Annotated in this window: 20 protein-coding genes; 9 read left to right on the forward strand and 11 right to left on the reverse strand. The window is 45.1% G+C overall.

Features of this window, described 5'->3' with window-relative positions; translation table 11 throughout:
• Positions 1–111 precede the first annotated feature (111 nt).
• From JGK14_RS26330 to JGK14_RS26350, 5 genes are all read right to left on the reverse strand, one after another.
• Entirely contained in the window at positions 112–729 is a 618-nt protein-coding gene (locus JGK14_RS26330) for an REP-associated tyrosine transposase (RefSeq protein ID WP_293186735.1), read from the reverse strand.
• Positions 730–1,094: 365 nt separating this feature from the next.
• Entirely contained in the window at positions 1,095–1,544 is a 450-nt protein-coding gene (locus JGK14_RS26335; RefSeq protein ID WP_293186734.1) for an EVE domain-containing protein, read from the reverse strand.
• Positions 1,541–2,032, reverse strand: coding sequence for an SRPBCC family protein (locus JGK14_RS26340; RefSeq protein ID WP_293193136.1), 492 nt, complete (start codon positions 2,030–2,032; stop codon positions 1,541–1,543). Before JGK14_RS26340 ends, JGK14_RS26335 begins: the two co-directional genes overlap by 4 nt.
• 229 nt (positions 2,033–2,261) lie before the next feature.
• A complete protein-coding gene (locus tag JGK14_RS26345) occupies positions 2,262–4,622 on the reverse strand; it encodes an FHA domain-containing protein (RefSeq protein ID WP_293213545.1) in 2,361 nt (786 codons plus the stop codon).
• Positions 4,623–4,950: 328 nt separating this feature from the next.
• A complete protein-coding gene (locus JGK14_RS26350) occupies positions 4,951–6,795 on the reverse strand; it encodes an ABC-ATPase domain-containing protein (RefSeq protein ID WP_325315673.1) in 1,845 nt (614 codons plus the stop codon).
• Here JGK14_RS26350 and JGK14_RS26355 point away from each other — a divergent pair.
• The gene (locus JGK14_RS26355; RefSeq protein ID WP_293186730.1) at positions 6,785–7,087 is read left to right on the forward strand and encodes a hypothetical protein; all 303 of its coding nucleotides are present in this window, start codon (positions 6,785–6,787) and stop codon (positions 7,085–7,087) included. The two genes, JGK14_RS26350 and JGK14_RS26355, sit on opposite strands and share 11 nt — an antisense overlap.
• Here the strand turns inward: JGK14_RS26355 and JGK14_RS26360 are convergent.
• Both JGK14_RS26360 and JGK14_RS26365 read right to left on the reverse strand, forming a co-directional pair.
• Positions 7,042–8,067 carry a M20/M25/M40 family metallo-hydrolase gene (locus JGK14_RS26360; RefSeq protein ID WP_293186729.1) on the reverse strand — a complete coding sequence of 342 codons (1,026 nt, stop codon included), beginning with the start codon at positions 8,065–8,067 and terminating at the stop codon, positions 7,042–7,044. The two genes, JGK14_RS26355 and JGK14_RS26360, sit on opposite strands and share 46 nt — an antisense overlap.
• 322 nt (positions 8,068–8,389) lie before the next feature.
• On the reverse strand, positions 8,390–8,968 hold the full coding sequence (locus JGK14_RS26365) for a hypothetical protein (RefSeq protein ID WP_293186728.1): 579 nt from the start codon (positions 8,966–8,968) through the stop codon (positions 8,390–8,392).
• Positions 8,969–9,310: 342 nt separating this feature from the next.
• Here JGK14_RS26365 and JGK14_RS26370 point away from each other — a divergent pair, with 342 nt between their 5' ends.
• Both JGK14_RS26370 and glgP read left to right on the forward strand, forming a co-directional pair.
• Positions 9,311–12,652, forward strand: coding sequence for an EAL domain-containing protein (locus JGK14_RS26370; protein WP_325315674.1), 3,342 nt, complete (start codon positions 9,311–9,313; stop codon positions 12,650–12,652).
• A 481-nt stretch (positions 12,653–13,133) separates the two neighbouring features.
• Positions 13,134–15,692: an alpha-glucan family phosphorylase gene (glgP, locus tag JGK14_RS26375; RefSeq protein ID WP_325315678.1), complete on the forward strand. Its 2,559-nt coding sequence runs from the start codon at positions 13,134–13,136 to the stop codon at positions 15,690–15,692.
• 320 nt (positions 15,693–16,012) lie between these two features.
• Here the strand turns inward: glgP and JGK14_RS26380 are convergent, their stop codons facing one another.
• Positions 16,013–16,777 carry a DUF429 domain-containing protein gene (locus JGK14_RS26380; protein ID WP_293182096.1) on the reverse strand — a complete coding sequence of 255 codons (765 nt, stop codon included), beginning with the start codon at positions 16,775–16,777 and terminating at the stop codon, positions 16,013–16,015.
• Positions 16,778–17,038: 261 nt separating this feature from the next.
• Here JGK14_RS26380 and JGK14_RS26385 point away from each other — a divergent pair, with 261 nt between their 5' ends.
• Positions 17,039–17,626, forward strand: coding sequence for a Uma2 family endonuclease (locus JGK14_RS26385; RefSeq protein WP_293182098.1), 588 nt, complete (start codon positions 17,039–17,041; stop codon positions 17,624–17,626).
• Between the two features lie 76 nt (positions 17,627–17,702).
• Here the strand turns inward: JGK14_RS26385 and JGK14_RS26390 are convergent, their stop codons facing one another.
• Both JGK14_RS26390 and JGK14_RS26395 read right to left on the reverse strand, forming a co-directional pair.
• Entirely contained in the window at positions 17,703–17,882 is a 180-nt protein-coding gene (locus JGK14_RS26390) for a ribbon-helix-helix domain-containing protein (RefSeq protein WP_293182100.1), read from the reverse strand.
• Positions 17,883–18,065: 183 nt separating this feature from the next.
• Entirely contained in the window at positions 18,066–18,251 is a 186-nt protein-coding gene (locus JGK14_RS26395; RefSeq protein WP_293219645.1) for a ribbon-helix-helix domain-containing protein, read from the reverse strand.
• Positions 18,252–18,445: 194 nt separating this feature from the next.
• Here JGK14_RS26395 and JGK14_RS26400 point away from each other — a divergent pair, with 194 nt between their 5' ends.
• The 3 genes from JGK14_RS26400 to JGK14_RS26410 all read left to right on the forward strand — a co-directional run bounded on the left by JGK14_RS26400 (position 18,446) and on the right by JGK14_RS26410 (position 19,575).
• A complete protein-coding gene (locus tag JGK14_RS26400) occupies positions 18,446–18,658 on the forward strand; it encodes a hypothetical protein (protein WP_325315675.1) in 213 nt (70 codons plus the stop codon).
• A gap of 174 nt (positions 18,659–18,832) precedes the next feature.
• Positions 18,833–19,249: a XisH family protein gene (locus JGK14_RS26405; protein WP_293182106.1), complete on the forward strand. Its 417-nt coding sequence runs from the start codon at positions 18,833–18,835 to the stop codon at positions 19,247–19,249.
• Positions 19,237–19,575, forward strand: a complete 339-nt coding sequence (locus JGK14_RS26410; RefSeq protein ID WP_293182108.1) for a XisI protein — start codon at positions 19,237–19,239, stop codon at positions 19,573–19,575. The genes JGK14_RS26405 and JGK14_RS26410 overlap by 13 nt, the downstream gene beginning before the upstream one ends.
• Before the next feature lie 224 nt (positions 19,576–19,799).
• Here the strand turns inward: JGK14_RS26410 and JGK14_RS26415 are convergent, their stop codons facing one another.
• Complete coding sequence (locus tag JGK14_RS26415) at positions 19,800–20,816, reverse strand: hypothetical protein (RefSeq protein ID WP_293193149.1); 1,017 nt, start codon at positions 20,814–20,816, stop codon at positions 19,800–19,802.
• A 192-nt stretch (positions 20,817–21,008) separates the two neighbouring features.
• Between JGK14_RS26415 and JGK14_RS26420 the strand changes: the two genes are divergently transcribed.
• Together JGK14_RS26420 and JGK14_RS26425 are read left to right on the forward strand one after the other, a co-directional pair.
• Positions 21,009–21,584, forward strand: coding sequence for a hypothetical protein (locus JGK14_RS26420; protein ID WP_293232651.1), 576 nt, complete (start codon positions 21,009–21,011; stop codon positions 21,582–21,584).
• Between the two features lie 176 nt (positions 21,585–21,760).
• Positions 21,761–22,123, forward strand: coding sequence for a CHAT domain-containing protein (locus tag JGK14_RS26425; RefSeq protein WP_293182116.1), 363 nt, complete (start codon positions 21,761–21,763; stop codon positions 22,121–22,123).
• Positions 22,124–22,144 lie beyond the last annotated feature (21 nt).

The following is a 22,144-nucleotide window of genomic DNA, read 5'->3' on the forward strand; positions in this document are numbered from 1 at the left end:
TAGGGGCGGGCTAGAAGCCCACCCCACAAGATTTTTTGTGGCACAGGCATCTTGCCTGTGAAAGTGCTTGTGGCACAGGCATCTTGCCTGTGACAAATAAAAGGACAGACACTAACCTTCAGATATTTGACAGAAAAAAGGATATTCGTCTGGAGTCAAACAAAGACCAGCTTTGACAGGATTTTGCCTGATATATTCCCAAAAACCATCAAATTCTCCTTCATCTCTGACTATTCGGTCATGTCGCTCATCTTGCCAGACAGTACCGATATGCTTCATCACCTTCGGAATTTGCTTAGAACTGTAGCTTTTCATACTGTGCATAATGCTGCTGAGCGACCAAAATTTATCCTTCGACTTTGGCAAAGGCTGAATTAACATATGCACATGATCTGGCATTACAACCAAGCAAAACACCTCATACCTTTTTTTGTCAAAAAAGTTGCAAGCATTAAAAACTACTTGTTGAGCTGCCGGAGTCAATTCTAGCTTTTCCCAAGTATTAAAAGTAATGAAATAGACCGATCCATCTAACTCCCAATGAGGTAAATTCCTATAAGTAATTTTCAACTTTGGTTCCACCAAAGATTGATAATTGTTGGTGGGGTGGGCATCTTGCCCGCCCAGCCTAGAAACCGACTTCATCACAGATTGATACTTGTTGCTGGGATGGGCATCTTGCCCGCCCAACTGCTGATTGCTTCCCTGACTCAAATTTCTATGAATCATACTACTACTTCGTACAATCACAACTTAATATAAAATAGCTTTAACCAGGGAAGAGGTCAATACCACATCTTGCCTGTGACAAAGATTGGGGCGGGCTAGAAGCCCACCCCACAAGATTTTTTGTGGCACAGGCATCTTGCCTGTGACAAAGATTGGGGCGGGCTAGAAGCCCACCCCACAAGATTTTTTGTGGCACAGGCATCTTGCCTGTGACGGGCTAGAAGCCCACCCCACAAGATTTTTTGTGGCACAGGCATCACAGGCATCTTGCCTGTGACAAATATTAGGGGCGGGCTAGAAGCCCACCCCACAAGATTTTTTGTGGCACAGGCATCTTGCCTGTGACAAATATCAACACCTTTCTCCTACCTCACCTTAAAAATCTTCTGCGCCGCACTTTCAGACACCGGCATCACCGACAAGCGATTACCTTTCCTCACCACCAAAATCTCATCAGCAGTAAACTTTGCTTTCAGTTCATCCAAAGATATTAACTTAGTAAACTCTTCAACAAACTCAACTTTCACAGTCTGCCACCGAGGCGCATCAAGCTGCGATTTAGCATCATAATACTCGCTATTCACATCAAACTGAGTCGGGTCAGCAATCCCAGTTTCAACCACGCGCGCCAACCCAACAATGCCCGGAATTTTAGTATTAGAATGGTAAAAAAATACTAAATCACCCAAACTCATTTGCCGCATAAAATTGCGCGCTTGATAGTTACGAACGCCATCCCAAATCGAAAATTTGTCACGCCGCAAGTCCGCAATACTATAAACATCCGGTTCCGACTTCATCAGCCAATAATTCATACAATCCCTTCGCTTTGGTTAGCCAAAGATTGTTGAATATTGTCTAAACACTGCTGCATAGCTTTTTGCATAAAAACCTGAACCAACAACAACCCAACCGGATAAAATACCGGAGAAGTCAGCATAAAGTAAAACTCCCAATCAATCCGAGTCCCCTTTTCTGTAGTAGTAAACTTCCAATCTCCGCCACCAGACTCAATCAGTAGAGAAATCGGAAACTTAAACCCTCTAACCAATCGGTAAGTTTGTCTTTCTGGCTTTTTAAAAGTAATTATTTCTTCATCAATCACCGATCCATCGGAATGTTTTATCTGACGCACACCGCCTTCACGCATTTCTCCACCATCAGCCATTTCAGCTTTAATAATTGCTGGAATTAAACCAAATCCGCGAAATGATTTTGGCACATTCGATAGTGATGCCACAAAATCAAAGACTACTTCCGGTGATGCAGGAATTTCTACTAAGGCGTTGGTTTTAACTAACATTTAATCCTCAAATCTTTGGCATTAACTAAGTGCAGATTTCTAATTGTATAGCGGTTCTCACAAAGATTCGCGGACGTTGTTGGGCTTTAGCCCTTCTTGGTTTAAACTGTCAAGTGTCAACTGTCAACTGTGAAAGGTGCGTCGCTGTGAGATTTTTCACTTTTTCGAGCAGATGATTCATGGTGACGCACCCTACGTTATTAACTTTTTAACTGTCAACTGTCAACTGCTATAAAATATCTTTCCGTTTCTGCAACCACAGAGTCAACATCAAATATACGAAAATATGCACGCACAAAATCCCCCAATTTAAACTCAGATTGTGCCACGTCGGATCGTAAACAGGAGTAGGCTCAAACGGCTGAGGAAGTGTACTCCCGTCCGGCAAAGTCGTAGGCGCGGGAACCATCGCGTTTACATTAACTAAAGAGCCGTAAGCGCCCACAGACCAACGACTTAACATCAACCAAGAAAACTTGCTCGCCACACCTTCCATCCTAAACAAAACTCCCGAGAAAATAATCTGAGGTAGCAATATTAGAGGTAAAGCACTGTTAGCTTGAGAGCCATTTTTGACGATCGCCGAAACCAGCAATCCGAGACTGATGCAGCTCATTAAAGTTAGAAAAGTGGTAATAGCTGCTCCCACCGGCCAGGAAATCAAACTCGGTTCGGGGGATTTGAAAGCAATCAGAATCACTCCTACCATCAACAGCGTTTGCAATACTGCTAACCCGGAAAGTATGAAAACCTTGGAACCCAAATAAGCAAATAATCCTAAATTAACCAAACGTTCCCGCAGATAAATAGCAGATTCCTTGACAATTTCTTGCAGGGAAGTTGCCAGACCCACCCAAATAGCCGCGCAGGTAAACACAAACAAAACTCGCATCGCTAAAGGTGCTAAAGTTGGCTCCGGCGCGCCAATTAACGGGTCTTTATCCCTGACGGCAAGCCGCAGCAAACTAATCCCGATCGGCGCAGTCAAAAGAGCTAAACTTAAGTTAACTAAGTCGCGGGAAATTAGTTGAAAATAGCGCTGAGATAGCAAAACAAGTTGTTTGATAAAAGATAGAGATTTGGGCTTGGGAGGTGCAGCGGGCGTTTTTCCACTAGCGTTGCCGGTGCTGAAGTGGTTAACAATATAGCGCTGATAGTAGGGAGATTTTAGAAATTTTTCTGCCCAACTTTGAACGTTAGTTTCTGACGTTTCTAATTCGTTGTAAATATCGGCAAAATCCCCAGTTTTGACATCGAAAAAATCGAGGGCTTCCGTGGGCGGGCCGAAGTAACAAAGCCGTCCGCCGCGGCCCATAAACACAATGCGATCGCACATCGTGATATTTGCCGTCGCGTGAGTCACCAGAATCACCGTCCGGCCTTGACTTGCCAACTTTCGCAACAGTTGCATCATCTTCTTGTCCAAACCCGGATCGAGCCCAGAAGTCGGTTCGTCCAAAAAGAAAAGTTTCGGATCTGCTAACAGTTCAACTCCGATGCTAACCCGTTTGCGCTGTCCGCCACTAAGCTGTTTTACAAAAGCAGTACGGCGGTGAGTCATTTCAATATCTTCTAAAGTTTTTGTGACTACTTCCTTAACATCTGTATCGGGAGGTAAGCGTAATTTAGCGGCATAACTCAACACTTCTTCTACTGTCAAATCTGCGTGAATAATATCATCTTGAGGCACGTAACCAATTTGATTGCGATAAATATTGAAGTTTTGGCGCAGGTTGTCGCCGTTGAGAAACACAGCGCCTTGAGTAGTTTTCTCGATGCCTAAAAGCGTCCGCATTAAAGTAGATTTACCCGCGCCGCTACCGCCGACTAAAGCCACAAACTGCCCAGGTTCGATCGCCAAAGTGATACGATCCAAGCGCTTGGGAATCACCAGACTGTCAGCATCCAGGCGAATTTGACTGCCTCGGTCTTGCACCTCTAACGTATGATTGCGGTAAGTTAGAGTAAACGGGCCGATCCGAATCGCATCTCCCTCGGCCAACTGTACAGAATTCGTGATGCGCTGGCCGTTGACAAAAACGCCATTAACACTGTGATCGCGTAAAATATAATTGCCGCGACTGTCAGCGTCAATTGTCGCGTGTCGCCTCGAAACCAGTGGCGCATCTAATTGTAGCGAAGCATTTGGATCGCGGCCCAACAAAACCGATCGATTGCTGAGGGGAATTGACTGTTTGCTGGGGGGAAAGATTTGACTCGCCAGGGGATTAAAATAAGTCACCAAAACTTGATTTTTGGGATCGAGACCGATTTTAATTTCTGTACCGTTTTTGAGACAATAACCGTCGTTGGGAGTGATGCGAGTGCGATCGACAAATAAGCCATTAGTGCTCGGCTGCTGGCCGTCACCGTCGTAAATCCAGTAATTTTGACCAATTTGGCGCAACACAGCGTGAACGCCGGAAACTGCCCGCCAGGGTTCGGGAACAACCAAATCAGCACGAGTGCGATCGCGCCCCAGTACGTGCTGCGGCTGTTTTAACTCCAACTGTATGCTTTGATCTTGACTCGTTAATACTAAATAAGGGCGATCGCTGACAGCAGTCGGTTGTCCTATATTACCTATCATATTTAAATCGCCTTTTTTGCATTCACTTTTGTCAGCATATCAAAAGTAAGGCAACAATCCACTTATTTATTTGCGAACTAATGCAAAATGTCTATACTATCGTCTTCCGCGCGCGTTACATCTATATTACTTATTCCCTATTCCCTCTTCATTCTTTCCTCTTCATTTTGTCAACCGTCAACTGACAGGGCGCATCTGGGTTTTGAAGAGGGCGAAGCATGACCGCATATAAGTTATTAGTGATAATCTCATATTTTCTGCGGTCATGCTTCGCCCCTACACACGTATTTGGCAAACTCAAATGCACACAACTGACAACTGACAACTGTCAACTGACAACCGACAAACTTCGCAGCCGATTAATAGCCGCCGCCAATTCAAAGCGGCGAAACATAGCAAAATCCCCCTCAGGAAAAGAGGATAAAATATCCATCCCCTGCGCGTCAATATCTGCCATCACCAAATCGATAATTTCCGACAAAGTGCGCTTCCCGTCTATGTAGTGACCCTTTGCATAAACCATTGCCGAGGCGATCGCCCGCAACTGTCCCCTGTCCACAATTTGCTCGACAGCGCCCAAATCAATCTCCTCAGTTCCGAAAGCCAATTCATCCACATCCCGCACCTTCACCCGCACATCTCGCCGTCCCCGACTCGGATCTAAACTAGCAGGAACCGGGACTCTGTGAGTAATATCACCAAAACTTTCTCCCCCTTCAGCAGCGCGACTGGTCGAGTAAATACTTGCTATTTCTTTAGCTTTTTCCGTCACATTATATGCTGCAAAATTATCCATGGAAATCACAGTATCCGCCACATCAAAATAATCGCCGCTTCCGCCCATGACTAAAATCGTCGATACGCCATAATCTGCGTACAACTGTTTCACTTTATCGATAAACGGCGTAATCGGTTCCTTATCCTTAGCAATCAGGGCCTGCATTCTGCGATCGCGAATCATAAAATTAGTCGCCGCCGTATCCTCATCCACCAACAAAACAGGTACTAAATCCCCTTCACAAGAGGCGGCTTGCATCCCTGTCGCAAAAGATTGAGATTCTTCCCTCTTCCTTCTTCCCTCTTCCTTCTTCCTTCTTCCTTCTTCCTTCTTCCTTCTCCCAACTTCCAAAGCCTCAATAATATTAGCAGCTTGCGACGTACTGCCGCTCGCATTTGCAGTAGAAAATTGTACAGTATCTCTACCTTGCGGCAAATGATTGATAAAAGGAGAAATATCCACCGACGCCACACTTCTGCCATCTTCCGCCCGAATTTTCACCGCCGCCGGACTTGTCACCACAAATTCCCTACCATCACCCGGAATTCGGTTATAAACTCCCAACTCAATCGCCCTGAGTAAAGTTGATTTGCCGTGATAGCCACCGCCCACAATCAAACTAATCCCAGCGGAAATTCCCATACCGGAAATCAAACCGCGATTCGGACAATTAAACTCAACCTTTAACGACGGTGGCGACACAAAAGCCACAGCATCATTTAACAGAGGACGGTTGTCAACACCGCTGCGGCGGGGTAAAATAGAACCGTCAGCAACAAACGCAACTAATCCGTTTTCAGCTAACTGCTGCCGCAGCCAATCAGCATCTTCTACCGTTTCAACATGAAGGCGACATTCCGCAGCATTTAAGCTAGAATATTTCAGAGATTGGCTGACAATTCGCGGGATATCTTCGCACAGCATTTCAGCAGCTTGTCGCCCTAAAATACTGCGCCCGCCCGCCGGAAGTCCGACGGAAAATCGGATTTCAACCCCCCCTAAATCTCCCAGATCTGATGCAGTTGAGTCTAGGATAAATGCCGAAGTTCGTTCTAAAACTTCTTGTCTGAAGCGAGTCACTGCGATCGTACCGCTTTTACCGCTGCCGCGCTTGCTGCTGATGCTATATGCTGCTTTGTCAAACTGGCGAGTTAGGTAATCTCGCAGGGCTATTTCTCGACTGCGAGATTGGAAAAGTTCGCGGGGAATTCGAGCAATGTTTGGCGGAACTTTGACTCTAAATTTACTGGGAGATGCAAAGGGATCTCCCTGGACATAATCAATTATTAATGTGAATTCTGAAAAATCATATCTACCTTGAATGTCTTTGTACGCTTTGTAGCTTCGATTGTCTAGTTGCAGTAAATGCTGTCGCAGATTGTCTTTGTTAGTCATTTCTTGTAAGGAAGAAGGAAGAAGGAAGAAGGAAGAAGGAAGAGGGAAGAAGGAAGAAGGAAAGAACACCTTACATAATTACCAATTACCAATTACCAATTACCAATTACCAATTACCAATTACCCATTACCAATTACCAATTACCCATTACCAATTACCAATTACCCATTACCCATTACCAATTACCAATTACCAATTACCAATTACCAATTACCCATTACCCATTACCCATTACCCATTACCCATTACCGAATTTCCAATAATTTAGCAGTAGCATTAACCACAATTTGAGCAGAACCGATGAAAAAAGGTCGATCGATATTTGCGAGTGTATCGGTAGACTGGTGGTAGTGGGGCGATCGCAAATTTGCAGTATCCGTCACCAACACAGCACCAACTCCTTTATACCAGAAAGGCGCGTGGTCACTACGCAAAACATCGGGAGTCAGCAGCCCTTTCAGAGGAACCGGCAACGTCATCACCGGTGGTAAATCAGCTTGTGGCGACTCCGCAAAAGTACCCAACAGCAGCGGATGTTCCGCATCCCCAATCACAGCAATAAACTCGCCCTTATCGGGAGAAGTCACCCCCGCTGCATCTAGAAAAGGTTGCGGTTTCAATCCTTCGGGATATCGCTGACATCCAGCCGTGCGGCAGGCATAACCGATCATATCCAGGACGATCGCACCCTGCAAATTTTTTAACCGCGCCGGGCTACCCGCGAATGCTAAACTACCTAAAAGTCCGATTTCTTCCCGGTCAAAAAATGCCACTTGCAATGTCCGAGGCGTAGGACGAGAACCCAGCAATCTTGCTACTTCTAAAACTGCCGCAACTCCTGTTGCATTGTCGTCAGCCCCAGGAGATTGTGGTACAGTATCGTAGTGTGCTGCAATTAAAATTGCACCAGCGTTTGAGTCAGTACCTTTTCTCTCGGCGAAAACGTTGATTCCGCGATCGAACTCCTGCAATTTTGGTGAAAAACCGAAGGTTTTCAGTTGTTGGGAAATGTAGTCTCTCGTAAAAGAGCGAGCTCGTTCTCCCTCGCGTTCCCCTGCTAAAGTTTCGACGTGTTTCCACAACCGGGACGAGTCAACTTGCGGCTGACTGACTGCATTTTTTTCAGCAGGAGACTGGCTTTGGAAAGTGTGGATAGTGCGATCGATCGAAACTTCCGGTACAGCCGTTTTCGGCTGCAACGAGTCAGAGCCCCAACCCACAACTGCCACCGCAACCAGAATAAATAGCGCTATCGAAATCAATTGTTTCATCAGTAAGTCTATTTTATATTTTAGGCTATTATGTTTGTGATTTTACTTGACACCATCCTTTAAAATAACCCTGTTTCCAAAAATGAAACTCAAAGTTCTTAACATTTTTTCTAGTAGCGCTATCCTCAAAGATCGTATTGTATAACTAGCTCTTAGGTACGTAGTTGCGCTTCAGCGCTCTTTTCTTTTATATATGAAAGAGCGCTTTCATCGCAACTACGTACCTGTTTCAATGTAGCCGTTGCGTAATTCCTGTTACTTGCTTCAGAAAATTCACGACGAACTCAAATACTAATTTACATTCGTAACTCACAACTCAAAACTACTTTTTCTCCCACTCTATCTCCTTATTTCCCAATATCAACCCGCTGCTGCTACCCACAGCATAAGGAATAGTTTTTGCGGAAAACTCAACAATTTGAGTTGGTTGTTGAAACCACTCCGAGTAACTGGGATTTAGTTGGTCGTACAGTGCTTTTAAAGCTTGGATTTCTGCCTCTAGCTGCGCTGCTGCTTGATTAATTTTGCGAGCTTGTGCTTGCAAGCGCTTTTCCCCGGTTTGAACGTGGTTTTCTACTTCTTTCCAGTGCTCTCCCGCCAGCAATTTATCTAGTTCACCTTGTTTGTAATTGAGTAAAGCCTGTTTTGCTTCCAGTTGCTTTTCAATAATTTTAGTCTCTCGGTCAATTTCCTGGATTTGCTGCAACCACTGCTCCCCAAAAGCAGCATTTTGCTGGTGGAACTCGGCAAGGGCCTCAGGAGTATTATTCTTGGGAAAACTGACTGTCACTCGGCACTCTGAGCGCTGTAGGCAAAGTTTTTCCCGCGTCTCTTGCAGAGTGGCAACTTCTGCTTGCAGCGCGCGGACTTCTGTTTGGAGTTCTGGGATCGTCTGACTCATTGGTTCAATTCGTGGATCTCTGCATCGATCTTAAGCTAATTGTTTATTTTTCTAACAAATCTCCGCCGCCTATGAGCGGGAATTTTCTAATTTTAGCGCGATCCCAGCCGATGTCTAGGCATAATGGCGGATAGTTTGTGGCACAATGGCCGATGACAGATCTTAAATTAAGATTAAAATTATAATTAGTTACAAAGATAAATTCTTATTTTTGAACTCTTCAATTTACTAAAGCAACATAAATTTAGGTGCTATTCTTTCTGTAATTCCTCAACATATGCTCAAAGTATTTAGATTTCTTGAGACAGGAAGACATCTTTTTAAAATCAGGAACTGGAGCAAATGAAAATTACGTATCAATTGATTTTGGTATCTTTGACTGCTGCTATTTTTGGTGTGGAATGTAGCATTAATTCAATAAAATTGTCGGCAAGTATAGGGGATATAACCGACAATCGCAGTGTGGAAGCAATTTTGCTGGAGCCTGAGAAACTTAGCTCTTTGGGAGCGTCATCTCGCCCCACTACTTCGGCAACCGCCGACTTATTTGTAGATAATTTATCCCAAAGAGAAGCTGTACATTTACCAAGCGACAACTTTATACATTCTCCGCAAAATTCCGAAAATAAACGTAGTTTTGGTCGGGAAACAATCTGTTCTTTTTTGGCTTTTATTTCTATAGTAATCTCGTTATTAATCAGGACGAACACAGCAACTATCTTATCTAAGACGAGCGGGAAATCTCACTCTGAAACAGAGAAAGAAAAGCTACCAGAAGCAAAAAAAGTGTTGCGTCAAAAAAAAGAACAAGATATCGGGGATACTATTGCCAAAATGACCCAAGATTTGCAGCAAACTGCGGAATACGCCCTCGATATTTGCGAGGAAATGAGCGTCTCGATCGTTGCTACAACTCCCGGCGGTCATATCCTGTCGTCTAACCAAGCTACCTGTCAACTTTTAGGATACTCTAAAAAAGAGTTGTTAGGCAAACAAATAGCTGGACTTTTCAAACAAACTGAATCACCGGCAGCCGGATTAGAATCAGCAACATTAACAGCCCAAGGTTCTGTCCGCAACGTCGAAAAAGTCTACCTTTCCAAACAGGGTAAAAAAATAATTGTACTGCTTTCAATTTCAACTATTCGCGACGGCAAAGGTGAAGTGAGCGGCAAGTTGTATGTAGCACAAGATATTACCGATAGCAAGCGGGCTGAAAGAGATTTGCGGCGCAGTGAAAAAAAGTTTCGGCAACTGGTAGAAACTGTTAATGCTGCTGCATTTATCTATCAGCGCCGACAGTTGCGCTATGTCAATTCTCAGACAGAAGCTTTAACTGGATATACTCGCGAAGAATTGCTAGGATTGGATTTATACGATTTTATTCATCCAGATTTTCGATCGACAGTTAAACAATGGGGTAAATCCCGCCAGCCGCGAGACAGTGCAGGCTCAAAATATGAAGTGAGAATTATCACGAAAACCGGAGACACACGCTGGATTGAAGCCACTGTTGATATTATCAAATTTGAGAGAAAAGCGTCAATATTAGTCACAGCTTTTGACATTAGCGATCGCAAATTAGCAGAATTAGAACTAGAAACATCTCTTTCCTTGCTTCAAGCAACCATTGAATCTACTGCTGACGGCATTCTGGCGGTGGACGGTGGAGGAAAAGTTGTCAGCTTTAACCGTAAGTTTGCCCAAATGTGGCAGTTGCCAGATTTTCTGCTAGATTCGAGAGATAGCAACCAAATTTTGGGATTCGGAATCAACCAGTTAAGATACCCGGAAATCTTTCTCAACCGTGCTAAAGAATTGTCCGATATCCCCGCAGCAGAAAGTTTCGATGTCATCGAGTTTCAAGATGGCAGAATTGTCGAACGCTACTCGCTACCGCAGCAGACGGGAGGCAAAATTACTGGTCGAGTGTTCAGCTTTCGGGATGTAACGGAACGCTGGCAATCTGAAGAAAAACTCCGCAAAAGTGAAGAACGCTTTCACCTGCTGACGCGGGCAACAAATGATGCAGTTTGGGATTTTAACGTGTCAAGAAATGAGTATTGGTTGAGCGAAGAGTTTGAAAAAGTTTTTGGATACAAACTCAACGAAACTCAGACGATAGAATTAGAATCATGGTGGCTGAATGTTCATCCCGAAGAACGGGAAAGAGTTAAATCTAGCTTCAACGAAACAATGAACTCAGACGCTCAATGTTGGTCGGAGGAATACAGCTTTCGCCGCGCAGATGGGGGATATGTTTTTGTGCTCGATCGCGGTTACATTATCCGGAATGCTAGCGGTGAAGCAGTGCGGGCGATTGGCACTATGATGGATATCACTCAGCGCAGGCAAGCTGAAGAAATTATTCGCTATCAAGCTGTTTATGACCAACTCACAGGTTTACCGAACCGGATACTGTTTAACGATCGCCTGTTGGCTTCATTAAAACAAGCTAAAAAAAATGAAAAAATGCTCGCTGTGATGTTTTTAGACTTGGACAGGTTCAAAAAGATTAATGATACACTAGGTCACGCTGCGGGCGATCGCCTGTTAGAGGGTTTTGCCGGACGCATCAGCGACACTTTGCGATCGACGGATACGGTAGCCCGCTGGGGAGGCGATGAATTTACTGTACTGCTTCCCGAAATCAATTGCTTAGAAGATGCGATTAAAACAGCTCAAAGAATACTCGACAATTTAAAACCAGCATTTAAACTAGAACAACAGGCGTTTCACATCAGTAGCAGCATCGGCATTGCCCTTTATCCCAACGACGGTGAAGATGCCGAAACTTTAGTCAAAAATGCCGATGCCGCTTTGTACCGCGCTAAGGAAAGGGGAAGAAATAATTATCAATTATACACTGCAACACTTAATCCCGAAGGCAGCCAGTTGCTAAATATAGAAAACAGGTTGCACGAGGCTCTAGAACAGGGAGAATTTGAGATTTTTTACCAGCCAAAAGTCAACATCACTACTTGGAAAATCCAGGGTATGGAAGCCCTGCTGCGCTGGAAACATCCAGAATTAGGTTTAGTTTCTCCGGCGACATTTATTCCGATCGCCGAAGAGAACGGATTAATTGTCCCTATTGGCGAATGGGTGCTGCAAACTGCCTGCACTCAAAATAAAGCTTGGCAGGATGCTTTGCAACCAGATTTGCGGGTAGCGGTCAACTTTTCGGCGCGGCAGTTTCAGCAATTTAATTTAGTGCAAATGGTGGCGAATTGTTTGGAAAGAACTGGTTTAGCACCGAAGTATTTGGAGTTAGAAATCACCGAGACTACAGCTATGCAAGATGTGGATTATACCACAAAAGTTTTGAGGGAGTTGCAGGCTATGGGAGTGCAGATTGCGCTGGACGATTTCGGTACGGGTTATTGTTCTCTAAATTATCTCAAAAAGTTTCCGTTGAATATCTTGAAAATAGACAAATCTTTTGTCAGCGAACTGACGACTGATCCGTGCGAACGGGCGATCGCAAATGCTGTAGCAACTCTGGGGCGAGATTTGAACTTGAGCGTGGTGGCTGAGGGAGTAGAAACTAAAGAGCAGTTGGATTGTTTGCGATCGCTCCACTGTCACGAAATTCAGGGTCACTATTTTAGCACTGCGCTCTCGGCTGGGGATGCGAGCAAACTTTTGGTAAATTGTCTGTTGAGGAAAGTGAAAATTGCTTAATTGGTCATTGGTCATTCGATCGGGTGCTGACGCTGCTTTAGGTACGTAGTTGCGCTTCAGCGCTCTTTTCCTATATATCAAGAAAGAGCGCTGAAGCGCAACTACGTACCTTGAAAGTGAGAGTAAAGGGCGATCGGGATTTGTATAAATATCAAGAAAGAGCGCCCAAGCGCAACTACGTACCTTGAATGCGAGAGTTGCTTCTAGGGATTTGTATAAATATCAAGAAAGAGCGCCCAAGCGCAACTACGTACCTTGAATGCGAGAGTTGCTTCTCGGACAGGAGTCAAGAGCGATCGGCATACCGCAGTTCACAGCTTAGCTGGGCTAGGGAAACGCTAATGCTGTGTCGTTGCAGATGACCGATCGACCTTGCGATCGATCGCCCGCACGACTTAAAACTTAAAATAGTGTGCAGAATAACGGACTTGTGCCAAAAGACAGACGAAAATATCGCTACCCCAACATAAACGCTTTGTCTATGCAGCCAATTCGCACATTTAACGTTTCCCCGTCTCTGCCGGCAATTCTCGAACCCCTACGCAAGCTTGCCTACAACTTGCACTGGGACTGGAACGTTGATACCAAAGACCTTTTCCGCCGGCTCGATCGAGATCTCTGGGATTCCAGCAATCAAAACCCGGTGCTGATGCTCGGAACCATTTCTCAAGAGCGACTGCAAGAAATGGCAGAAGATGAAGGCTTCATTGCTCAAATGAACCGAGCAGCCCAGCAGCTAGACGATTATCTCAAAAATCGGGCCTGGTACCGCAAACAGCGCGGCACCGATCGCCAGGAATGCTACGCTTACTTTTCGATGGAATTCGGCTTAGTTAAAGCCCTACCCATCTATTCCGGCGGTTTGGGCGTGCTCGCAGGCGACCACCTCAAATCTGCTAGCGACTTGGGCTTGCCCTTGGCTGGCGTAGGCTTGCTGTATCAAGAAGGCTATTTTTCGCAGTATCTCAACGCCGACGGCTGGCAGCAAGAACGCTATCCGCTGAACGATTTCTACAATATGCCGCTGCACCTAGAACGCAATCCCGACGGTTCGGAATTGCGGATTGAGGTGGACTATCCCGGCCGCAAGGTATACGCCCGGATTTGGCGGGTACAGGTGGGCACGGTGCCCCTGTACCTAATGGATACAAATATTGAACCTAACAGCCGCTACGACCAAGATATTACCGACCAACTGTACGGCGGTGACAAAACTCTGCGGATGCACCAAGAAATCATGTTGGGCATCGGCGGAGTGAAAATGCTCAAGGCTTTGGGCTTGACAGTTACGGCTTATCACATGAATGAAGGCCACGCGGCTTTCATGGCTTTGGAACGCATACGGATGCTGATGGAGGAACATCACCTGAGTTTCTTGGAAGCGGAACAGGTTGTGGTTTCGAGCAGTATGTTTACGACTCACACGCCTGTGCCTGCTGGGTTTGACTTGTTCGAGCCGGATATGGTGATGCACTATCTGGGTCAGTATCCCAAGATGTTTGGCTTGTCGCAAGATGAGTTCCTGGGATTGGGCCGGGAGAATACTAAAGATTTGTCTGGGCCTCTGAATATGGCAATTTTGGCAATTAAAATGTCGAGTTTTGTCAACGGGGTGGCGGCTTTGCACGGTGTGGTGTCGCGCCCGATGTTCCAAGGGTTATGGCCGGGTTTGCCTGAGGAAGAGGTGCCGATTACTTCGATTACCAACGGGGTTCACGCTCGCAGTTGTGTGGCGAAGTCTACTCAGGAGTTGTACGATCGCTATCTTGGCCCGGATTGGGAAATGACTCCCACGGACGATCGCCTGTGGGATAAGATAACTTCGATTCCTGATGAGGAACTGTGGCGCAATCACGAACGCTGTCGATCGGAGTTGGTAGTGTTCGCGCGGGAGTGGCTGCAAAAGACTCTACGCGAGCGCGGGGCGGCTCAAACGGAAATCGAACCCGCGCGCGAGGCTCTCGATCCGAAGGTGCTGACGATCGGGTTTGCGCGCCGTTTTGCTACTTACAAACGGGCGACACTGTTTTTGCGTGATGTCGATCGAATTATGCGGATCATGCGGGACAAAAACTGCCCCGTGCAGTTTGTGATTGCTGGGAAGGCTCACCCGATGGATATTCCGGGTAAGGAATTGATTCGGGATATCGTTCACTTCATCCGCGAACACGACACCCTGAGTTCGATGGTGTTTTTGCCGAACTACGACATTAACGTCGCTCGGATGATGGTTTCGGGCTGCGATGTGTGGCTGAATACGCCGCGCCGCCCCCGCGAGGCTTCGGGTACTTCGGGGATGAAAGCTTCGATGAATGGTTTGCCAAATCTGAGCATTCTTGACGGTTGGTGGGATGAGGCGGATTATGTTCGCACTGGTTGGCCGATCGGACATGGCGAGTTTTACGAAGATACTAAGTATCAGGATGATGTCGAGGCGAATGCTTTGTACGACTTGATGGAAAAGGAAGTTGTACCGTTGTTTTATAACCGCGATGCTGATGGCATTCCCCGCGGTTGGACGGCGAAAATGAAGGATTCTATTGCTTTGAACTGTCCTTTCTTCAATACGGCTCGGATGGTGAAGGATTACGCGCAGCGGGCTTATTTCCCCGTGAGCGATCGCTTCTACACCATGACGAACGACGGGTGCGCTCCGGCGAAGGAGTTGTCTCAATGGAAGAAGCACCTTCTCGGGAAGTGGCAGGATATTAAGATTGAGGCTGTTGATATTTCCCAGGATAAGGAAGTTAAGGTCAATCAGTCGATCGCTGTTAAATCTCGAATCAATCTAATGGGATTGACACCTGCGGATGTGCAAGTCGAACTTTATCAAGGTTCGGTTGATGCTAATGGCGAGATTGTTGGTGGCGTGCCAATGGTAATGGAGTATTTGGGAGAAGATCCTCACAATGCTAGCCTTTATACGGCTGACATTACTTATACTTCTAGCGGTTTGCAAGGTTTGTCGCTGCGGGTTTTGCCGAAGCACGATAATCTCAGCAGTCCTTATGAAGTTGGTGTGATTCTCTGGGCACATTAAACAGTTGACAGTTGACAGTTGACAGTTGACATTTGTGATGGTCAATGCGCGATTGTGCTATTTTTCGGGAGCATCTCAGTTTTGCATTTACAGTGCGAGCTGTCGCGAGTTCGCGACAGCTCGCACTACCATAAAAAATGCTTCTTGCAAAACTGAGATACTCCCTCAGGTTCGTAGTGAGGACTTTAGTCCGCAGGGAGCATCTCTGTTTTGCATTTAATAGTGCGAGCTTAAGAGCTCGCGTATTATACGATACGCGAGCTCTTAAGCTCGCACTATAAGAAAAAATGCTTTTTACAAAAATGAGATGCTCCCTATTCTTATTGAAGTTGGGGAATGACTATGTAGCCGGTTGCGCGATCGCCCAAAACCAAATTCCGCTCGATTCCCCAGTACCACCAGTGGGCGCCGATATAAGCACATAGCAAGGCATCTAGCTGGTCTTCTAAGGCTTTAAGGGTAGCGATACTGGTGGGGATATCGCTCACAGGCAAGATGCCTATGCCACAGTTCACAGGCAAGATGTCTGTGCCACAAGACAGATTGAGACTTGGTTCAAGGCTCGGTAAAATATCGATAATATACTGGCAGAGTTTCATCAATTCTAATTGACGCTCTGCCAGTTTTCCTTTTTTGTATTTGATGATTCTATCTAATTTAAATAAGTTGATTGTGGCTGGATGGGGAAAGACTTCTATTTGATATCTGCCTAGTTTCTTAGCTTCAATAGTTGGTGAGTGGACAAATCCTCGGGCTTCTAAACAAAGGCCAAATTCGACTGTTTTTTGGGCGAAGGGGCGAGAAAGATTGGCGGGATAGCAGCCTGCGTGGTAGCGCCCGAAGTGTTTGTGGGTGAGTTTGTCAGCGTCGCGCATTCCCGTTGGATTGGCGATGATTGTGGGTGCGTCTACGGCGATGATGGCTGGTTCGGTTGGGGAGATTTGGCGATCGATCCAGGTGAGGATGTCGTTGAGGGATTGTTGGCGATCGCACTCGATGAATTGCAATCGATTGTTTTCCCAATTCAAACAGCACAAACCGCTTGCTCCTGAACTCCAACCTAAGTCTATGCCGATAAATTTCATACTTGTTTAAATTAGTCCTGGACGCGCGCTGAGATTAGAAACCCGGTTTCCTCGTATATTTCTCGTTCCTGTCCGCAAAATCTCGTAGAAACCGGGTTTCTTACCCCCATGTGTCAGCCGTGATAATTATACATAAAAATCTAGCTGCGGATTAGGATACGGCAGTGCCGCTTTCCTACAGATGCTTGTGTGCGAGAGATAATTGCACCATCAAAAATATGATACAATGATAGATATAAAATTGGATAGGAGAAATATAGTATGTTGGCAGAAACAGAAAAACGCTACTATACTCCAGAGGAATATTTAGCTTTAGACGAAGCTGCGGAATACAAAAGCGAATATCTAGATGGAGAAATATTACCGATGACTGGTGGAACAGCTAATCACAATAAAATTGCGCTGAATTTTTGCCGCATATTTCCCTTGACTGTAAGCGGGCAAAATTACGAGATTTTTATCAATGATATGCGGTTGTGGATACCGCGTTATCGTCTGTACACTTATCCAGATGTGATGGTGATTCAGGGTGAACCGGTTTATCAGGGAACTAACACCACGACTGTGACAAATCCCTTGCTAATTGTTGAGGTTTTGTCGAAATCTACTAAAGATTATGACAGAGGGGAGAAGTTTCTTTATTATCGATCGATTCCTGAACTTCGGGAATATATTTTAATTGACCAATACAAATATCATGTCGAACAATTGACTAAGACTGCTGATGATAAATGGCTATTTACTGAGTATGAGTCAGAAGATTCTGTATTAGCAATGGACTCGGTTGAGTTCCAAATTAGCTTGACGGATATTTACGATCGCATAAATTTTGAAGTCGCAGCAGAATAGACTTGTTGCACAATCGTTTTGCAGCAAGGACTTCAGCCATCGATCTGCTGAATTCGGGCGATCGCACAAACTGCACTTAATTTTTCTCCGGCTTTTCATCGGATGGCGGGGGCTGTTTTTGTTTTTGACGTTCTCTCACAGCTTGTTCTAAAAGGAATGCTGATAAGCCGCTGATTGAGCGCCGTTCTTCATCTGCCCACTCTTGGAGTAGGTCGTAAATTCCTTCTGCTATTGAGGTTGATACACGTTTAGCCATTAGAAATTCAGTATTTTTTTATTTAGGGCGATCGTCATTGTCGAGTATTTTAGACGATTCTGTCGAATATGCAGCATTATGCTGCTTTTGCACAGCACTATGCGCCCGATCGCGCATGAATCAGCAATAAAAAACTTCAGTCCTCAGTTTGTTTGAGAGAGCGATCGATCGCCCAAACTCAACTTAACTCTTCTCCTGCTTCTCATCCGATGGCGGGGGCTGTTGTTTCATTTCCTTTTGACGTTCTCTAGCAGCTTGTTCTAAAACGAAGGCTGCTAAGCTGCTGATTGAACGGCGTTCTTGACTTGCCCACTCTTCAAGGATGTCATAGATTCCATCGGCTAAATAGGTCGCTAAGCGTTTGGTCATAAGATATTCACTATTTTTTAGTTTAAACCGATCGCAATTGTGCTGTATCTAGACCACTTTGTCGAATATAGCTCATTTAAAGCATTTATATGTGCTATATCCATGCTATAATCTCAACAAGTCAAAAGCCAGCGTCATCCCTAGGAAAGTTCGTCGCTGGCTTATGGCCCCTAATAAACAAGGAGGCAATCTCTATGGTACGACCTGAAAGCGACGAGAGTGAATATACTCGCGGCTATCAACAAGCTTTGGATGACTTTAGCGTGACGCAACTGCTGTCGCGCATCCGCAGCTACTCTGATGACGATTTTGATGCCGATCGCGCGTGTATGACTCAGCCAGAGCTCGAAAGCTTGGCGGTGTTTCTGATTCTGCGCGTCGGGGCGAATTTGAACGGAAGTGCGTAGGCGCAAGCCGGGGCGTAGCCATCGCCCGTTATCTCAACACTCTCAGAAAAGCCAATTCTCCGGTAATTGCCGATCGTCCCGCGATCGAACTCAACTTAAATTCGCGAGGGAAAACACCGGAAGAGTCAAAGGAGGGCGATCGGCTATCATAATACCTAGATACTGTAAAAAACGATGGCTGCCAAAGACCGATTTCATGATGCTGTTAAACAAGCTCTCTTGAAGGAGCAGTGGGTAATTACGGCAGATCCGCTGATCCTCAAGATAGATAAGGTGAAGTTTGAGATTGATTTAGCAGCAGAAAAAGTCTTTGCCGCTGAAAAAGCTGGACAAAAGATTGCAGTTGAAATCAAAAGTTTTTTGAATCCATCAGCGGTGACAGACTTTCATTCAGCGTTGGGACAGTTTTTGAACTACCGCTTAGGATTGCAAATGAACGAACCAGATAGAACTCTGTATCTGGCAATTCCTCTCGATATATTTGAATCCTTTTTTCAAGAAAGATTCACTCAGGAAGCCGTCAGACAGTATCAAGTGAAGTTAATCGTCTACGAACCAGTTCAGGAGGTAATCATTGAATGGAAAGAATAGAGGAGTACCGCCAATTTATCCGCCAGTTGCTAACCACTCATGCCACAGTCGATCCAAATTCAGAATTGGATGTTGAATGTCAGTTGGTGTTCGATACAGAACAAGATCATTACCAAATTTTAGACGTTGGCTGGGAGGGATACAAGCGGATTTATAACTGTTTCATTCACTTAGATATCAAGGATGGTAAAATCTGGATTCAACGCAATATGACAGAAGCCGATTTAGGACAAGAATTAGTTGAGATGGGAGTACCCAAAGAGGATATTATTTTAGGGTTGCATCCACCGTACAAGCGTCCATATACTGGCTATGGAGTTGCTTAGAAAATGCGTAAGGTTCCCCAGAAAAACCTGTTGAAATCGCAATACGGTTTACTTAATGCTTTTTTGTCATTGCGAACGTCCACGCGCGGCAATCGCAGCGTCTATTTTTCACCTCGTTTTTCCAACGGACTGTCTTAAAATGTCTGACACACTCTAAAAGTTAATTTAACTGTCTAACCATTAGCATCGAGACTATTTTGGCATCCAATCAACCAGCCCCGACTTTATTTAGACGGTTTAGAAGGTTCGGGACTTATAATTAACAATTGATCGCCGGATTGACTTTGTTGAATTGCCATCACTGGCGGGCGTGCTTTAGGGTCTTTTTGCTGTTCTGTTGTTAAAGCCGGAAACAGATAAATCCAGTTTCCTCTCTCCAAAAGCAACCGCCAAACTCTAGGTTCTTTGGGATTATTGATATCAGTATAATCTCTTTTGCTCAAATCTGCAAATAGACCTGCATCGCCGATCGCCTTAAATCCTTTGGGGGCTAATCGGAGTGTTGGATCGTCGAGTTTTCTGCCTAAAGCAATGTTGTCTTGCTTAGCGATTAAAGCAACGGCGGGTAAAGATGAATTTTCCCCCGCATCGCCTCGGGCATCGGCAATACCTTGGTAGCGAGCAGACCAAAACAACATTACTAATACCAAACTAACGATAATAATTTCGTTAACCAGCGATCGTACCAATTTAATCGAGTTAAATCGATTGATATTAAATTGCTGCCAAGACATCAGTGGGTGATAAAACCACGAAATTCTTGTTACACGAGCCGACGAAGAAAACCTTATAATTGTCCAATTGACTATAGCAGAAATTTTTCTATTTACAATATCAAATACCCACAAAGTGTGGTAAATTGCTAGAGCTGTTAGCAGAAGTGCGAGTAAACTTTTGAGTATCGTCCAGGGGTCAGCTAAAAAAACCTGAATCGGTACTATGAAAAACGATTCTACTGGTAAATCAAGGGTCATTACCTCTAGCTGAAAGTAGTAAAAATAAGACCAGCGATAAATCCAGCCTGTGAAAAACAAAGCTGTACCAAGCAAGCCAACAATACTGGCAAAGTTACCTAAAATATTCGGTTCTGGAGTCAGCGGGGAAGTCGGTTGGGGAGTAGGTTGAGGAGTCGGTTGGGGATTCGGCTGGGGATTCGGGGGATTCGGGGGAGTAGGTTGGGGAGTAGGTTGAGGAGTAGGTTGAGGAGTAGGTTGAGGAGTAGGTTGGGGAGAAGCGGTCACACAATCACCTTCACAAAATGGCGTTGCTTAATCAGGGTATGAAAAAAATAAGTTAAAAATCCCCAAGCTTTGTCGATACTGGTTTCTATGACTGGCATATTTAGCCTTTCATACCGTATCTAGAGAGGTGAAATACAATTTTATAACGGTAGCGGAGTTAACGCTTACCATTGAAGGGGGTTTAGGGAGATTATGAAACGCAACACACTTTCATTTCTAGTTGTAGGATTTTTTACAGTAATAGCGGGTATAGCAGCACAAGTCAATGCGGCCAGCCAACCACAGAATTTGCTATCCATACAAGCACAAGCTAATGCTAGCCAGGCCGTACCCTTAAGATTACGGACGCAAGCCCAAATTGTGATGAAAGGAGGTGAAACAAGAGACGGTCGAGTTGTAAAAATCGATCGGAAAGGGCAAAAATTATGGATACAAGCATCCGGGGAACAGCGATCGCTCCCGCTGAGCCAAATTGAGAACATCATATTTCCTAAAAGTACGCCACCACCTAAGAGTAATCGGGAGCGTCGTTATCGTCATGGGATTTTGCCTCAAGCCGAAGCCATATGGAATAACATTCCCATGAGTGCTTTTGAGCTGAAAAATGCTGCTAAAGGTGAAGCTGTGGTGCAACTGAGTTCGCCTGTCGTCAATAGCGCGCAACTAAAATACATTTTGAACGTACCGAAAAACAAGCGATTTTTCGTCGATGAAATGCGATTTAATGTGCAGAAAAAGACTATGACAATTGTAGTGACTCCTTATTGAGTCCGTCGGGGGTCAGAAACCGGGTTTTTTACGAAAATATTTCGTTGTAGCCCGCAGATTCGATAAAAACCCGGTTTCTTTCGGTAGGAGTGCGTCCAGTTTTAGCTTGGGCTGAGGAACGAAACCCAACTTGTTCGATTTAGAGAGTTGGGTTTCGCGAAGCTCAAAATTTGGGCATGGACGAAAATACACTGCTGTTTGCTGACAGCCAATTCAATATTCGCGATGCCGCCTTATTAGGATTGCAAAACACCAGACTCCTCACCTTAAGCGCGTGTCAAACTGCTATGCAAGCAAATTCTAACGGTGAAGAAATATCGGGAGTTGCCTATGTATTTGAGCGTGCGGGTGCACGAGCTGTGATGGCGAGTTTGTGGAGTGTTGATGATGCAGCTACTAAAGATTTGATGGTTCAGTTTTATCAAAATATTAATAAGGGGATGAGTAAAAATGATGCTTTGCGGCAAGCTAAGTTGAGTCAGATTAGTCGCCATCCGTTTTATTGGTCGCCGTTTATTTTAATTGGCGATGCGCGGTAGTTGAAATTCGGCGGTGGTTGA

It is taken from the genome of Microcoleus sp. PH2017_28_MFU_U_A (assembly GCF_020738035.1).
Taxonomy (GTDB): domain Bacteria; phylum Cyanobacteriota; class Cyanobacteriia; order Cyanobacteriales; family Microcoleaceae; genus Microcoleus.

Bases quoted from the DNA above. Each gene is read 5' to 3' on its own strand.
- JGK14_RS26410 (WP_293182108.1), top strand. From the start codon at position 19,237: ATGGAAAGAATAGAGGAGTACCGCCAATTTATCCGCCAGTTGCTAACC.
- JGK14_RS26390 (WP_293182100.1), bottom strand. From the start codon at position 17,882: ATGGCTAAACGTGTATCAACCTCAATAGCAGAAGGAATTTACGACCTA.
- JGK14_RS26380 (WP_293182096.1), bottom strand. From the start codon at position 16,777: ATGAAATTTATCGGCATAGACTTAGGTTGGAGTTCAGGAGCAAGCGGT.
- JGK14_RS26405 (WP_293182106.1), top strand. From the start codon at position 18,833: ATGGCTGCCAAAGACCGATTTCATGATGCTGTTAAACAAGCTCTCTTG.
- JGK14_RS26360 (WP_293186729.1), bottom strand. From the start codon at position 8,067: ATGAAACAATTGATTTCGATAGCGCTATTTATTCTGGTTGCGGTGGCA.
- JGK14_RS26330 (WP_293186735.1), bottom strand. From the start codon at position 729: ATGATTCATAGAAATTTGAGTCAGGGAAGCAATCAGCAGTTGGGCGGG.
- JGK14_RS26420 (WP_293232651.1), top strand. From the start codon at position 21,009: ATGAAACGCAACACACTTTCATTTCTAGTTGTAGGATTTTTTACAGTA.
- JGK14_RS26425 (WP_293182116.1), top strand. From the start codon at position 21,761: ATGGACGAAAATACACTGCTGTTTGCTGACAGCCAATTCAATATTCGC.
- JGK14_RS26385 (WP_293182098.1), top strand. From the start codon at position 17,039: ATGTTGGCAGAAACAGAAAAACGCTACTATACTCCAGAGGAATATTTA.
- JGK14_RS26345 (WP_293213545.1), bottom strand. From the start codon at position 4,622: ATGATAGGTAATATAGGACAACCGACTGCTGTCAGCGATCGCCCTTAT.
- glgP (WP_325315678.1), top strand. From the start codon at position 13,134: ATGCAGCCAATTCGCACATTTAACGTTTCCCCGTCTCTGCCGGCAATT.
- JGK14_RS26335 (WP_293186734.1), bottom strand. From the start codon at position 1,544: ATGAATTATTGGCTGATGAAGTCGGAACCGGATGTTTATAGTATTGCG.
- JGK14_RS26340 (WP_293193136.1), bottom strand. From the start codon at position 2,032: ATGTTAGTTAAAACCAACGCCTTAGTAGAAATTCCTGCATCACCGGAA.
- JGK14_RS26395 (WP_293219645.1), bottom strand. From the start codon at position 18,251: ATGACCAAACGCTTAGCGACCTATTTAGCCGATGGAATCTATGACATC.
- JGK14_RS26370 (WP_325315674.1), top strand. From the start codon at position 9,311: ATGAAAATTACGTATCAATTGATTTTGGTATCTTTGACTGCTGCTATT.
- JGK14_RS26365 (WP_293186728.1), bottom strand. From the start codon at position 8,968: ATGAGTCAGACGATCCCAGAACTCCAAACAGAAGTCCGCGCGCTGCAA.
- JGK14_RS26350 (WP_325315673.1), bottom strand. From the start codon at position 6,795: ATGACTAACAAAGACAATCTGCGACAGCATTTACTGCAACTAGACAAT.
- JGK14_RS26400 (WP_325315675.1), top strand. From the start codon at position 18,446: ATGGTACGACCTGAAAGCGACGAGAGTGAATATACTCGCGGCTATCAA.